Origin of the sequence: Bradyrhizobium sp. 521_C7_N1_3 (assembly GCF_052075975.1) — a bacterium.
Classification (GTDB): Bacteria; Pseudomonadota; Alphaproteobacteria; order Rhizobiales; family Xanthobacteraceae; genus Bradyrhizobium; species Bradyrhizobium japonicum.
In genome coordinates this window covers 7,943,990-7,957,846 of sequence record NZ_CP197232.1, presented here as the reverse complement: position 1 = coordinate 7,957,846, position 13,857 = coordinate 7,943,990, and the positions used below count along the sequence as shown (strand labels likewise).

The 13,857-nt window shown below is 59.7% G+C and carries 12 protein-coding genes; 8 read left to right on the top strand and 4 right to left on the bottom strand.

All coding sequences use genetic code 11. The features are described from left to right. Window positions 1-11: 11 nt before the first annotated feature. The 4 genes from AB7008_RS37460 (at window position 12) to AB7008_RS37445 (ending at window position 6,189) form a co-directional block, all read left to right on the top strand. On the top strand, window positions 12-3,206 hold the full coding sequence (locus AB7008_RS37460) for an efflux RND transporter permease subunit (protein WP_441260416.1): 3,195 nt from the start codon (window positions 12-14) through the stop codon (window positions 3,204-3,206). Between the two features lie 11 nt (window positions 3,207-3,217). Next, window positions 3,218-4,405 carry an efflux RND transporter periplasmic adaptor subunit gene (locus tag AB7008_RS37455; RefSeq protein ID WP_441260415.1) on the top strand — a complete coding sequence of 396 codons (1,188 nt, stop codon included), beginning with the start codon at window positions 3,218-3,220 and terminating at the stop codon, window positions 4,403-4,405. A gap of 118 nt (window positions 4,406-4,523) precedes the next feature. Then, entirely contained in the window at window positions 4,524-5,276 is a 753-nt protein-coding gene (locus AB7008_RS37450; RefSeq protein WP_212452846.1) for an alpha/beta fold hydrolase, read from the top strand. A gap of 61 nt (window positions 5,277-5,337) precedes the next feature. Next, complete coding sequence (locus tag AB7008_RS37445; RefSeq protein WP_212452845.1) at window positions 5,338-6,189, top strand: haloacid dehalogenase type II; 852 nt, start codon at window positions 5,338-5,340, stop codon at window positions 6,187-6,189. Window positions 6,190-6,573: 384 nt separating this feature from the next. Here the strand turns inward: AB7008_RS37445 and AB7008_RS37440 are convergent, their stop codons facing one another. After that, entirely contained in the window at window positions 6,574-7,047 is a 474-nt protein-coding gene (locus AB7008_RS37440) for a MarR family winged helix-turn-helix transcriptional regulator (RefSeq protein WP_312016772.1), read from the bottom strand. A 476-nt stretch (window positions 7,048-7,523) separates the two neighbouring features. Here AB7008_RS37440 and AB7008_RS37435 point away from each other — a divergent pair, with 476 nt between their 5' ends. The 3 genes from AB7008_RS37435 (at window position 7,524) to AB7008_RS37425 (ending at window position 10,326) form a co-directional block, all read left to right on the top strand. Further along, window positions 7,524-8,831, top strand: coding sequence for an MFS transporter (locus AB7008_RS37435; protein ID WP_441260414.1), 1,308 nt, complete (start codon window positions 7,524-7,526; stop codon window positions 8,829-8,831). 113 nt (window positions 8,832-8,944) lie between these two features. Further along, the gene (locus AB7008_RS37430) at window positions 8,945-9,877 is read left to right on the top strand and encodes a haloalkane dehalogenase (protein WP_212452844.1); all 933 of its coding nucleotides are present in this window, start codon (window positions 8,945-8,947) and stop codon (window positions 9,875-9,877) included. A gap of 59 nt (window positions 9,878-9,936) precedes the next feature. Then, window positions 9,937-10,326: a hypothetical protein gene (locus AB7008_RS37425; protein ID WP_212452843.1), complete on the top strand. Its 390-nt coding sequence runs from the start codon at window positions 9,937-9,939 to the stop codon at window positions 10,324-10,326. Between the two features lie 177 nt (window positions 10,327-10,503). Here the strand turns inward: AB7008_RS37425 and AB7008_RS37420 are convergent, their stop codons facing one another. Together AB7008_RS37420 and AB7008_RS37415 are read right to left on the bottom strand one after the other, a co-directional pair. Continuing rightward, window positions 10,504-11,112 carry an NIPSNAP family protein gene (locus AB7008_RS37420; RefSeq protein WP_212452842.1) on the bottom strand — a complete coding sequence of 203 codons (609 nt, stop codon included), beginning with the start codon at window positions 11,110-11,112 and terminating at the stop codon, window positions 10,504-10,506. A gap of 49 nt (window positions 11,113-11,161) precedes the next feature. Beyond that, on the bottom strand, window positions 11,162-12,571 hold the full coding sequence (locus AB7008_RS37415; RefSeq protein ID WP_212452841.1) for an amidase: 1,410 nt from the start codon (window positions 12,569-12,571) through the stop codon (window positions 11,162-11,164). 99 nt (window positions 12,572-12,670) lie between these two features. Here AB7008_RS37415 and AB7008_RS37410 point away from each other — a divergent pair, with 99 nt between their 5' ends. Then, window positions 12,671-13,240, top strand: a complete 570-nt coding sequence (locus tag AB7008_RS37410) for a TetR/AcrR family transcriptional regulator (RefSeq protein WP_212452840.1) — start codon at window positions 12,671-12,673, stop codon at window positions 13,238-13,240. 112 nt (window positions 13,241-13,352) lie between these two features. On the opposite strand, the gene AB7008_RS37405 is transcribed toward AB7008_RS37410, so the two are convergent. Continuing rightward, window positions 13,353-13,787, bottom strand: coding sequence for a cupin domain-containing protein (locus AB7008_RS37405; RefSeq protein WP_212096419.1), 435 nt, complete (start codon window positions 13,785-13,787; stop codon window positions 13,353-13,355). Window positions 13,788-13,857: the final 70 nt, after the last annotated feature.

The following is a 13,857-nucleotide window of genomic DNA, read 5'->3' as shown; positions in this document are numbered from 1 at the left end:
GGGGAGCCGTCATGTGGCTTATCAAGATCGCTCTTAGCCGGCCCTATACTTTCATCGTTATGGCAATCGCAATCGTGATCATGGGGCCACTGGCCATCATGAGTACGCCAGTGGATATTTTTCCGAGCATCGGCATCCCGGTCGTCAGCATGATCTGGACTTATGCAGGTCTGCCCGCAAAGGAGATCGCTAACCGCATCAGTGCCAATTTCGAACGGGTCGCTCCGGTCGTGGTCAATGGCGTCGAACACATCGATTCCAGCAATCTCAACGGCGTCGGCGTCAGCAAGATCTACTTCCAACCCGGAGCCAATGTCCCCCTGGCGACGAGCCAATTGGTGGCTGGCGTCACGTTCTATTCGAAATTCTTCCCGCCTGGCACGACTCCACCGCAGATATTGACTTACAACGCCGCCAGCGTCCCGGTTCTTCAGCTTGCTCTGTCTAGCAAGACCATGACCGAGCAGGCTCTTTACGATACCGGAAACATCTACGTTCGCAGTCAACTCTCCGGCGTGCCCGGTTTGTCGTTGCCTTATCCCTACGGCGGCAAGCAGCGCCAAGTTCAGGTCGACCTGTATCCGCAGCAGCTTCAGGCGTTCGGGCTGTCCGCCCAGGATGTACACAATGCGATCATCAATCAAAACCTTATCATTCCTGCGGGAACGCAGAAGATCGGCGCCTATGAATATGTGATCGGTCTGAATGGCGCGGCGATCACTATCGATGATCTCAACAACCTGCCCATCAAGCAGGTCAACGGCTCGACAATCTATGTCCGCGATGTGGCTCACGTGCGCGACGGTTCGCCACCGCAGACCAATTTGGTGCGCTTGAACGGCGAACATGCCGTACTAATGACAGTCCAGAAGACCGGTAGCTCCTCGACTTTACAGATCGTGCATGATGTCAAGGCCAAGCTTTCAACTATCCAAGCCGCCGGTCCCGAAGGACTGAAGATCGATGCCGTCGGCGATCAATCGGTGTTCGTGAGTGCAGCCGTATCCGGCGTGATCCGCGAAGGCCTCATTGCGGCGGCGCTTACCGCGACCATGATCCTTCTGTTCCTCGGGTCCTGGCGCAGCACCCTGATTATCGCGGTCTCGATCCCGCTCTCCGTGTTGGTTTCGATCATCGTCCTTTCGTTGTTCGGCCAGTCCATCAACCTCATGACGCTGGGCGGTTTGGCCCTCGCGGTAGGCATCCTGGTCGATGATGCGACGGTCGCCATCGAGAACATCAATGCCCACCTCGAGCGAGGCGAGCCGGTCCGGGATTCCGTACTCAATGGATCGGCGGAGATCGCCGCGCCTGCCTTCGTCGCGACCCTTTGCATCTGCATCGTCTTCATGCCGATGTTCTTTCTGTCCGGCGTGGCGAGCTATTTGTTTGTGCCCATGGCGGAGGCCATCGTCTTCGCAATGCTGGCGTCCTACATTCTGTCGCGAACGCTGGTGCCGACCCTCGCCAATTTGATGTTGAAGTCGCATGTGTCGGGAGTGGAGACGGGCCGATCGAACGCTTTAGCGCGCCTCCAGGCTGGCTTCGAGCGCAGGTTCGAAGCCATGCGCGAGAATTATCGTCGTGTTCTGTCCGAAGTAGTTGCCCGGCGATGCCTGTTCATCCCGATCTTCTTCGGTGGAGCTCTAGCGTCGGTGCTGCTGATTTTTACACTGGGATCTGATTTCTTTCCGTCGGTCGACGGCGGTCAGATTAAACTACATGTGCGTGCCCATGCCGGAACCCGCGTCGAGGAAACCGCGCGCATCGTCGATCAGGTCGAAGATGAATTGCGGCACACGATTCCCTCGACCGAGCTCAGCGGCGTCGTCGACAACATCGGCCTTCCTGTCTCCGGCGTGAACCTGTCGTATAGCAACTCTGCTCCGACGGGGCCGGCGGATGCTGATATCCTGGTGAGCCTTGCGGCAAAGCATCACCCGACTGCCGATTACGTGCGACGCCTACGCATACGGCTGCCGCAGACCTTCCCGGGTGTGACATTCGCCTTTCTGCCCGCCGATATCGTAAGCCAGATTTTGAATTTTGGATCGCCCGCACCGATCGATGTGCAGATCGTCGGGCGTGATATGGCGAGCAATGCGTTGGTCGCCCAACGCCTTCTCCAGAGAATTCGCAAGATCCCAGGGATCGCCGACGCGCGGATTCAGCAGGACCTCGACGCTCCCACGTTCACCGTTGCGGTCGATCGCAGCCGTGCAAGCGACGTCGGACTGACGCAGAAGGATGTCGCGAACACGATGCTGATCGCTTTGGCCGGAAGCTGCCAGACGGCGCCTACATTCTGGCTGGACCCCAAGAGCGGCGTATCCTATCCGATCGTCAGCCAGGCGCCCCAGACCGACCTGCAGACGCTGGATTCGCTCCGCAACACGCTAATCACGGGCAGCCCCGGATCGCACGGTCAAATACTCGGTGGCATCAGCACGATTAAGCGTAACGTCCTTCCCTCGGTTGATACCCGCTACAACGCCCAGCCTGCGATGGATATTTACGCCACCAATGCCGACCGCGACTTTGGTAGCGTCGCCAACGATGTCCGCGAGGCTATCGGCGAGATAACCAAGGCTGGGCTGCCCAAGGGCGTTACGATCACCCTCCGCGGCCAGGTCGTCATCATGGCCACATCCTACGCCGGACTCCTCTACGGGCTCGGCTTCGCCATGCTGCTGGTTTACCTGCTGATGGTGGTGAACTTCCAGTCCATGCTGGACCCGTTCATCATCGTCACAGCGCTGCCGGCGACCATGGCGGGCATAGTCTGGATGTTGTTCCTGACCGGGACCAATCTCAGCGTTCCAGCTTTGACCGGCGCCATCATGAGTGTTGGTGTTGCGACTGCCAACAGCATTCTGGTCGTGAGTCTGGCCCGCGACCGCCTCAGCCAGGGAGACGATCCGGCCGTCGCCGCTATCGCGGCCGGATTCGGCCGCTTCCGCCCAGTGCTAATGACTGCGCTTGCGATGATCATCGGCATGCTGCCGATGGCGCTCGGACTAGGCGAAGGCGGCGAGCAGAACGCGCCGCTCGGCCGCGCCGTGATCGGCGGCCTGATCGTTGCGACGATCGCTACCCTAACCTTCGTGCCCGCGGTCTTCGCTCTCCTGCACGGCCCGCGACGCCCCCTCAATCCGCCGACGGCCTTCGATGGCACGGCGACCTCTCTGCACACACCTTCCGAATGACTGAGCTTCCCATGACCCAACTGCATTCCCAAACCGTATCAGCTACTTCCGGCCGCTCTCGAGCGCGCGTTCTATTGGTCAACATCCTCAGGGTCGTGGGCGTCGCGGCGCTCATCCTACGGGGCCTCGAGACCCGGAGAGCCAGTGAGGCCGCCGTGGAGCGGCAGAGCGCAGCTAGCGCCATCACAACTGTGATTGTGACCCATCCGAAGTCTGGACCTGCTCTTGAGGAGGTTGTTCTGCCCGGGCAGGTGAGGGGTGAAATCGAGACGTCCGTCTATGCCCGTACCAACGGCTATGTTCGCCTTTGGAAGACGGACATCGGCGCGTACGTCAAAGCCGGCGAACTTCTGGCGTTAATCGACTCGCCTGAGGTTGACCAGCAGCTTCTTCAGGCGGAGGCCGATCTCAAAACTGCGCGGGCCAATGCCGATATCGCACGACGGACATCCGATCGCTACGCGCAGTTGGTAAGCACGCTTTCTGTCTCTCGCCAGGCGGGTGACGATCGCGAAGCCGCGGCGTTGGCAAGTGCGGCCCAGGTCACGGCGAACGAAGCCAACGTAAATCGCCTCCGCCAGCTTCAAAGCTTCGAGCAAGTGGTCGCTCCCTTCGCTGGGGTAATTACCGCACGCAACACGGATGTCGGTGCTCTGATAAACGCGGGCGGTAACCAGGGGGCAGCGCTCTTTCACATCGCGGCAATCGACAAGCTTCGAGCCTATGTCGACGTTCCGCAGAGCTATGCCAGCAGTATTCGGACCGGAACCAGAGCCAATCTTCAATTTCCGGATAAGCCCGGCAAATCGTATCCGGCGACGGTCACACGGACATCTTCGGCGATCGATATCCAGGCGCGAACGCTCCAGGTCGAACTCGATATCGACAACAGTTCGGGTGAACTCTTTCCAGGGAGTTTCGTCCAGGTGCATTTTCAGCTGCCCCCGGTCGGACATGGGCTTCGGCTCCCCGTCAACGCCCTGTTGTTCCGGGCTGAGGGTGTTCAGGTCGCCGAAGTAAGTCGAAGCGGCAAGGTTGTTCTGAAGCCGATCACACTTTGCCGCGACTTCGGAGACACGATCGAGGTTCTTACTGGCGTCGAGCCGTCCGAGTCGGTGGTCCTCAACCCTTCATCCGCCATCGCGAGCGGAGATCAGGTCCGCGTCGCCGCGGCGGGTGAGTCTCATGCGGGATCATAGCTCTCGCAGGCAGGACAGCGGACACGGGCAAATCGGTTCAACAAGAGAGCGCAGGGCAGGCGTCTGCCGGCATCTCGACGGGATAGGAAATTTCCAATCCCCACATGAGAGGTGAAGAATGGCACACATAATCATGATTCACGGGTCGTGGAGCGGCGGCTGGATGTGGGACCGGGTCATCCCGATCCTGACTGCGGCTGGCCATAGCGCCGAAGCTCCAACCCTGCTGGGTGCCGATCCAGGAGGGAGCCGATTTCCGTCCCGACCGCTTACCGCTTGGGCGGACCAGATCGCTGCTCGAGTACGTGAAGCAAAGGGGCCGGTTGTGCTTGTTGGCCAGAGCCGCGGCGGACTGGTCATTAGTGAAGTAGCCGAGCGAGTGCCGGAGCGGGTCGGGTATCTGGTCTACGCCGCGGCGTTTCTGCTCCCAGATGGGGCGTCCCTCGGTGGAACGATTCAGAGCGCGCACCCCGGCGCTGAGCCGATCTTCAGTGTCGACACGGCGACCGGGATGACCACTGTTCTTCCGGAAGCCCTGGAGAGGATCTACAGTAAGACGCCGGTGCGGTGGATTGAGTATGCGCGGGCAATGCAATGTCTCGAACCTCTCGCAGCGATCACGACTCCGATCTCGGTGAGCGACGAGCGCTTCGGCTCCGTGCCCAGAGCTTACATCGAAGCGACTGAAGACCAGGTAATGCCCCTGTCTCTCCAGCGCGCGATGCAGGCGCGGTTGCCCTGCAACCCCGTTTTCGCAATCGAGTCCGATCATGTGCTGCCGTCTTCAGCTCCTGAGGAGTTGGCCAGGCACCTCGTTGAGATCGCCAACAGGGTCGACCATCCCGCGAGGTTGCGCCGACCCGTTTTGTAGAGGACCGCGATATTCTCGCCCTTACAGAAGACCATCGAACCTACAGAAGCGCATCGAACAAATGAATGCAGAACGCGACGATACCGGAACTGGCTTCGTCAGCCGGCGGAGCATCGTGGGCTTCACCGCAGCCGCAGCAGTGTTGCCGACTTCCATGTTGATCGAACCTATACAAGCAGCGACAGCAGCGCCGTCTGATCCGATCGGCATCAAGGCGATGACTTTTGATATTCAGGGAACATTGTTCGACTACTATCAGCCCTTCGCACGCATCAGTAGCGCCTTGAATAAGCGCAATGCGCGACGTCTGAATTGGTCAGGCTTCCTTGGAGATTGGAATGCGGACGCGGTCTCGATTATCCAAGCCATCATTACCGGCACGCGCAAATGGATCCCGCCCGGCCAGGTTTTTCGTGAATCGCTCGAAGCCGCGTTGTCGATGCGCGACCTCACCAGCCAACTCGATGAAACTGACCGCCTTGAGCTGATGTCGGTTTGGAGCCAGATGGTGCCGTGGCCAGACAGTGCGCTAGGCGTCGGCCGGCTCAAGCGTAAAGTTACGGTAGCGGCTCTCTCCAATGCGGGAATGGCTGGTGTAATCGCGCTCGCCAAGCGTGGTGGGCTACCGTTCGATGCCGTGCTTACCGGCGAGCTCGTTCATTCTTACAAGCCGTCTCCCGACGTCTATCAGGCTGCTTCGACCTACCTCGGATTTCCGCCGGGCAAGATCATGATGGTGGCAGCCCACAAATTCGATCTGAAAGGCGCAAAAGCAGCCGGATTTAAAACGGCGTACATACCCAGGCCTCTCGAAACCGGACCAGCGACGAAAGTCGACCGATCTCCGGAACCGTATATCGATGTCATTGCAAACGACCTAATGGATCTATCCCGAATGATTGATCTCGGCTGAAGCCTGCGAGGGAGTCCGGGCGCGGGGCGGTCGCTTGTCCGCGCACAATATCGACCAGGTGGGCGTCGCCTGGGCAATTCGACCTTTACGAAGTATTGTAAAAGCGTGGAGCTGGATCCATGCGACTGAACCGCTACTGTCCGGGCCCTTCGATCGCGAAGGACGCCTGTCCTGTGCGGTTCTTGCTGATCTCATGCCTGAAGTGCGCGGCGTGCAGGCATTCAGTCTCTCGCGCAGTCTTTGCAAGCAATCCGAAAAGCCGCGAGTTGGAGATCGTCACGTGGGCTCGCCGGCCGTCCGCATATCGCTCGGCCCAGTCTCAGGTGCTTCCGCCCCCGCCAATTCTGGCCCAAGCCAGTGATGGGAAAGTCAAACGGCTGTTCGCTAGTCGGCTGCAGCGGCCGTCTCGAAATTGCTCGTAAATTGATCCGAAATCAAAAGTTCGATCGCTTCACGAAGCGCCTTCGATCGCGCTATTCCAAAACTCTTTTCGAAGGCCCGCTGCGCCTCTTCCCATAAACGGTCAGATTGCTTGACGCGCGCTCTCCCAGCGGCCGTTAAAGACACTAAACGATTACGTCGGTCGTCCGGATTTACCTTCATCGTGACCAGCCCGTCACGAATGAGCGGCTTGAGGGTATGCGCCAGTCCGCCCGAATCCATGACGAGCGCTTCGGCGAGAATGCCGATTGCTGCAGGTTCAGATCGTGCGATCTGAGTCAGAATCGCACGTTGGGTGGCCTTCAGGCCACACGGCGCGAGAGCCGCGTCATACAGTTGCGAAACGCGCCTGGAGGCCTTGCGCAGTGCCGTGCAGTGGCATCGATATGAGACTTGAGAGTTCGATTGCGCCGCCACAACAGCCTCCGTTAGTTCGCGATAACCCCAGTCTTCTGGGCTAACTATAAGCATATGCAGATGATTTCTCAAGTCTGGGTCGACTTAAGCGCCGCTTCGAACGATCCAGTCAAGCATTCGCGGTTCGCAAACCCTCTACGCTTTGGCGCTTTAACTGGTTAGATCAAACGAGCGTGACATCATTCGTTGGCATTGCATCGGAGTGCTGAAGTCGAGCGAATTCAACGCAGGAAATCGCGCAAAAGCAGCCGGATCGAGATTATCAGCATATGCTGATAATTGACTTGGACGATTGGAGGCCTTACTCTCGAGCAAATTCGAGAACGAGTTCGCTCAAAGCGGAGAGGCGTAGGTCGCGTTTTCGCCGTGGAGTCACGGCCGACCGAGCGAGCGGATCGTAATGGTTCGCGCGAGCTCGTTGGCTGATGCGAGTTAGCCGCCGTCGTACCCACGAAGTCATCCAACAGGAGACCAAATTGGAAGCGATCAAAGTAAAAGGGGCTAGCCCTTTCCACTATGCGTGGGTGGTTGTTGGCGTTACGTTCTTGACGTTGCTTGTGACGGCCGGCGCCATGTCGACGCCGGGCTTGCTTTTGGTTGCCCTTCAGAAGGACTACAATTGGTCCACTGCGACCATCTCAACGGCGCTCTCGCTGCGACTAGCGGTCTTCGGGCTTATGGCGCCGTTTGCCGCAGCTCTTATGCTTCGCTTCGGCCTACGTAACATCATGCTCGTCGCGGTCGCGACAACAGCTGCTGGCGTCAGCCTGACGGCGCTCGTGAGCCAGTCGTGGCAACTTACCTTGCTTTGGGGCGTCGTCGTTGGCGGTGGGACCGGAATGACAGCGCTAGTCCTCGGCGCTACCGTCGCAAACTCCTGGTTTGTGCAACGTCGTGGCCTTGTCCTTGGCCTAATGACTGCGAGTTCGGCGTCCGGGCAGCTCCTGTTCTTGCCGGTTTTCGCGAAGATCAGCGATGAGTATGGCTGGCGGACGCTTGTCGTGGTGGTCGGGTGTGTCCTCGTCTGTCTCATCCCTGTGATCGCGCTGTTCATGCGAAATCGTCCCTCCGATATCGGTCTGACGCCGTATGGTGCGCCTGCGGGCACCAAAGTCGCAGGTCCTGTGACGCCAACAGTGAATCCGGTCGTCATGTCCTTCAGGGCTCTGCGGGGTGCCGCACGCTCGAAAGACTTTTGGCTGTTGTGTTTCGGATTCTTCATTTGTGGTCTCAGCACGTCGGGCCTCATCGGCACGCATCTCATTGCGGCCTGTGGAGATCACGGCATCGCCGAGGTAACGGCGGCAAGCATGATCGCCCTCATCGGACTGTTCGATCTATTCGGTACGGTCGGATCAGGATGGTTGTCCGACAAATACGACAATCGGGCTCTGCTTGGCATTTACTACACTGGTCGGGGATTATCCCTGCTCTTTCTGCCGATCGCACTGGGGGTCGACCTGTGGACCGTCTCGTTGTTCGCCGCGTTCTACGGCCTTGATTGGTTCGCCACCCTGCCGCCGACGATCCGACTTACGACGAGCAAATTCGGACTGTCCTCGGGGCCGTTAGTTTTTGGCTGGATGTTCGTTGCGCACCAGATCGGCGCTGCAATCGCGGCTTATGGCGCCGGCGTCACGCGCACGCTGGAAGGCACCTATGCCCCGGCATTTGCTCTCTCCGGCCTGCTGTGCATCGTCGCGGGTTTCGCCTGCCTGCTAATCGGTGATCGCAAATCCGATGGCGAACCGGGGCTTGCACCCGCGATCAAGTCGGCTGCCTGACAGCGAGCGTGGCCTCCGCCCTTACACTGGCGGCCGCATAAGGACCGTGTCGCCTTCGCGCTGAGCCAGATGGAGGAAGGATTGCCCGACCACGATGACAAGGATGATATGCCATGTTGAATGCCGGTGAACTGCCCAAGCGCACCTGTGAGGTTGACGGCAAGCGGATGGCGTATGTTGAGCTCGGCGAAGGTCGGCCAATCGTCTTCCTGCACGGCAATCCCGCTTCTTCGTACATCTGGCGCAATATCATGCCGATCGTTGCTCCCCAGGGCCGCTGCATCGCACCGGACCTGATCGGTATGGGCGATTCGGAAAAGCTCGAGGGCGACGATCCGACGCGCTATGGCTTTTTACAGCATCGCCGGTTTGTTGAAGGCTTCCTCAAAGGAATTGGGGCAACGGAGGAGGTCGTCCTTGTCGGGCAGGACTGGGGCGGGGCCCTGGCTATGGACTGGGCCAGTCGTCACCCGGAGTCAGTCCGTGGAATCGTCTACTTCGAGACCATTGTACGCACCCGCAATTGGAACGAGATGGATCAGTCCGTTCGGGATATGTTCGAGCGCCTACGGTCGCCGGAAGGCGAGACGCTAGTTCTTCGCGACAATCTGTTCGTCGAGAAGTCGTTCTCCGAGAGAATACTGCGACGTCTATCCGATGCGGAGTGGGCGGCGTATCGTCGTCCCTATCTTCGTCCAGGAGAGGACCGGCGTCCTACGCTGACATTTCCTCGAGAACTTCCCATTGACGGCAAGCCACACGATACCGCGGAGGCTGTGAAAGCCTATGGCGACTGGATGGCGATCAACGAAGTGCCGAAGCTGTTCATTGATGGAGACCCTGGCGCGATCATCACCGGTCCGATCCGGGAATTCTGCAGAAGCTGGCGAAACCAGGAGGAAGTACGTGTAAAGGGCAAGCACTTCCTCCAGGAAGACTCTCCTCGCGAAATTGGTGAGGCGATTGCGGATTGGCTGGAGCGATTGCCGCGGCCTGACTCCGTCAACGCGCGAACCACAGCCGCGTGGGGGGCGCCGCGCGGTTGAGAGGATCGCCTTTATCAAGCTGTCGCGGACTTTGTATCCCTTGAAAAAGGAAATGTGAAATGCCGTATCTACATCTGAACCTGGCAAAGAAGTATTCCTCACAGACGAAGCGAGAACTCGCGACTCGTCTGTGTCGGCTCTATTCCGAGGTGATGCAGACGCAGTCGTGGCGTCCGAACGTGGGGATTGCGGAACTTGGAGAGGATAATTTGTTCCATCTTGGTCCGGACGGACTGGAGTCGATCACGATGGTGCTCGTCGAGATACGCCGGGGCCGATCGCTTGATCAACGTCTCGAGGTGGGGAGGCGTCTTGTCGATACTTGCAGCGAGGTATTGCAGGTCGCCAAACGCACAGTGCTCGTCGAATTCACGGTTCACACCGGGGACGAGATATTACGCGATGGCAATTGGGCCGCTGACTGGACCTCGGCGGAGGCCTCCGGGTAAGATCATCCTCGCTTAGCACGGTGAGGCCATCCATCCGATCCTCACGCGGCGCCAGGACGGCCATTTCTCCGCTGAAGCTACGCTTGATGATGGTACGACTACGAAACAGAAGTCTGGACATTGACGAGGCGAGACAACTCACCGTCTGCCTAGTTCAAAAATAGCGGCGTCGGCTGACTATGAGTCTTCCGGCATCGCGATGACTGACACCGCCTCGCGGACGTTGTCGGGGCCGCCTTTCGGAGGCCAGACGCCGGTGGCAAAGGCGGCGCTGCGCAGCGACGCGCGCTGCGCGAGGCTTTCGAAACCCCAGATGTGGGTGATGCGAGGCGGTCCATCGAGCGCATACATGTTGATCATCAAATGTGCCGTGTAATCCCGGGCCGGCGCGATCGCAGCTTCCCACCCCGCAAGCGTCGGCGGGAGCCCCCCTGGTATCAGTTTGTAAGTGCGAAATTCGTAGACATTGCCGTAGGTGCCTGGCTGCAGCGGCGGCAGAAAGGGAAAGCGCTGGTAGCTGTCCATCTCCAGTGCCGTGATCAGCCGCCCGGCGTTGAATGGGTTGGCACTCAACAACGCGCGGCGCCGTTCCTGATCCAGCGCGTCGCGCGTTTCAAAGCTGCGCAGGATCAGGAGGCGCCCGAGTGTCGAAAATTCCGTTCGCCAGCAGCCCAACAGCGTGCCGGCGACGTCGGGCGCCGCGACCCACTCCCGCGCGGCCTTGGCGACGTCCGAGGTCCCGAGCATCGGGCAAGCAAGGGACGTCAGTTCGTAGAATTCGCTCATGGTTCAGTCCTCCCTATCGAGGGGGCGGAAAGATCCGCCCCCTGCAGCGTCAAATCGCGGGATGAAGATTACGGACAGGGCTCACCTCTTCAAGGACCGAGGCGACCTTGAGCACGGTGGATTCCGCGAGCCAGGACGAGACGACCTGCACGCCGATCGGAAGACCGTCATGGCTTGTGCCAAACCGCATCGAAAGAGCGGGCATGCCCGTCAGGCTGAACGGTGATGTCGCGCTCATCACGTGGAACGGCGAAACCGCTACGCCATCGACCACGACGTCGTTGAGACCATGCTTCGTCGCCGGGAACGGGGTCACCGGGCAGAGCAGCACATCGTAGCGCTGGAAGTATTCGGCAAAGGTATCGCGAAGACGCTCGATGGCCTGCTCGGCGGCAACGAAATCGGCGATCGGCGTATCCGGTGCATCGAGAACCAGCTTAGCGTGCCTGAAAATCTCGCCCTCGTGGCCGGCGGTGACCTTCGCGAACTCGGGCTGGCTTTCCATCTGCTGGAGCTTCCAGAGGACACTGTTGGCGTCGGTCTGTTCCACCACCGGCAACCGGATCTGCTCGACGTCGTGGCCTGCCTTGCTCAGCGCTTCCGCCGCTGCCTTCACGGTCGCGACCACTTCAGGATCGGTGGGTCCGAAGAAGCCCGGAGAAGCCATCCAGCCGACGCGCAGCTTGCGCGTCGATGTCGTGCCCACCCCCGTATCGAAGCTGGGCGGGCTGATGGAAAAGCCGTCGGCACCGTCGGGGCCCGCCATCAAGAAATAAGCCAGTGCCACGTCGCGAACCGAACGTGCCATCGGGCCGATGTGCCAGAAGCGGCGTGGCACGCTGGGCCAGTGACCCGTCATCGGCAATCGGCCGTGCGTGGCCTTGAAACCAACGATACCGGTATGCGCCGCCGGGCCGCGCAAGGAGATCGAGAGATCGCTGCCGACGCCGAGCGGCGATAGGCCCGCTGCGATGGCCGCGGATTCACCACCGCTCGATCCGCCCGGCGTGTAGTCGAGGCTCCAGGGGTTGTTGGTCTGGCCCGTCAGGAGATTGTCCGTCTCGATCGAATAGGAAAATTCCGGGGGATTCGTCTTTGCGATGAGGATGGCACCGGCCGCCTTCAGCCTGGCCACGACGGTGGCATCAATATCAGGCACGCGCCCTCTGAAAATCGGCGAACCGCGCTGTGTCAGCACACCCGCGGCGTCGATCCCATCCTTGACCGTGAACGGAACGCCATGGAGAGGACCGAGCTGAGCGCCCGACCTCACCGCCGCCTCGGCCTTCCCGGCGCTTTCCATCGCGCCATCGGCCAGCGTCACGATCGCGTTCAGCCTGGGATTGACCGCCGCGATGCGGTCGAGATGCGCCTGCATGACCTCGACCGGCGAAAGCTCCCGTTGAGCGATCAGCTGGGCGATGCGGGTGGCGTCCATTCTAACAATGTTATCGGTCATATGATCCTACCTGTCATTTGGTAGGCCGGACATGTCCCTCGCATTTGGGGACTTCAATCCCTACCTGTCATTTGGTAGGGACACGTTAAGGTGATCACGATGAGCGAAAATGCGAGGGAAGCAATCCTGGCCGCGGCGCGCAGGACTGCGCAGGCGCACGGGTATGGCGGGTTGAACTTCCGCGACATCGGAGCCGAAGTCGGCATCAAGGCTGCGAGCATCTATCACCACTTCCCCGGCAAGGCCGAGCTCGGGGCCGCGGTGGCAAGACGCTACTGGGAGGATATGGCGGTGAACCTCGAAGCTCTTTCAAAAGCGAACGGAGATCCGAGAAAGGCGCTCCGGGCCTATCCGGGACTTTTTCGTCGATCGCTCGAGCAGGACAATCGCATGTGCCTCTGTAGCTTCATGGCAGCCGAATATGATGATCTGCCGGACGCCGTCAAAGCCGAGGTGCAAGCCTTCGCCGATGTCAACGTGGCCTGGCTGACCAGGATGCTCGCTGCGGCTTCAGTTCCCGCCAGCAAGCGTGAAGCAAGGGCGCGCGCGATCTACGCGGCCGTTGCCGGCGCGCAGCTGATGGCGCGGAGCCGCGCCGACCTGAAATTGTTCGATGCGCTGATCGAAAGCTATCGCGGATCCGGCCTGATCCCAAGCAAATGGCGCTAAGCCAGCGTCCAACGATCCTGAGTCGGTTTAAAGAAAGGAAGTCGGGGCCCTGATCGAAAACGGCGAATCTCCCTTCGGTGAAGATCCGCCGCATGATCGAAGGGAGCCACCGTTACGGCAGCGGCCCGACGATAGCTTGGTCGTGACGTTCGGCGATGATCGGAAGTTGATCCCTGTGCTGCTCACGCGGCTCAGGTATGTTATGCAGGTCGCGGAAGAATTCCTCGTGGCGGCGCGGCGTAGACACAAGGATATGTCGTGCGTCATGGACTCCGATATTTGTGAAGCCGTGAATGACGCTCCTTGGAACGATCACTCGCGTGCCAGGGCCCACGGTCTCGGTCTTTTCGCCGACAATATACCTCAGTTGCCCCTCGATCACGATGAAGAGCTTATCTTCCGTCGATGAGATATGTGCCGGCGCACCGAAGCCAGGCTTGATAGTCATGTCGAGGACTGTGAACGAGCACGGATAAGGGTTGATGATCTTGGCGGTTATTCCTGCGAATTCCGTCGTTTCAAATTCTGTAGTGACACCAGGTTTCAATTTCGCTCCAACTTGGCAGTAGCGGTGACGATTGCCCCACTGTAGGTCGCGTGAGAAATGTCGAGAATGT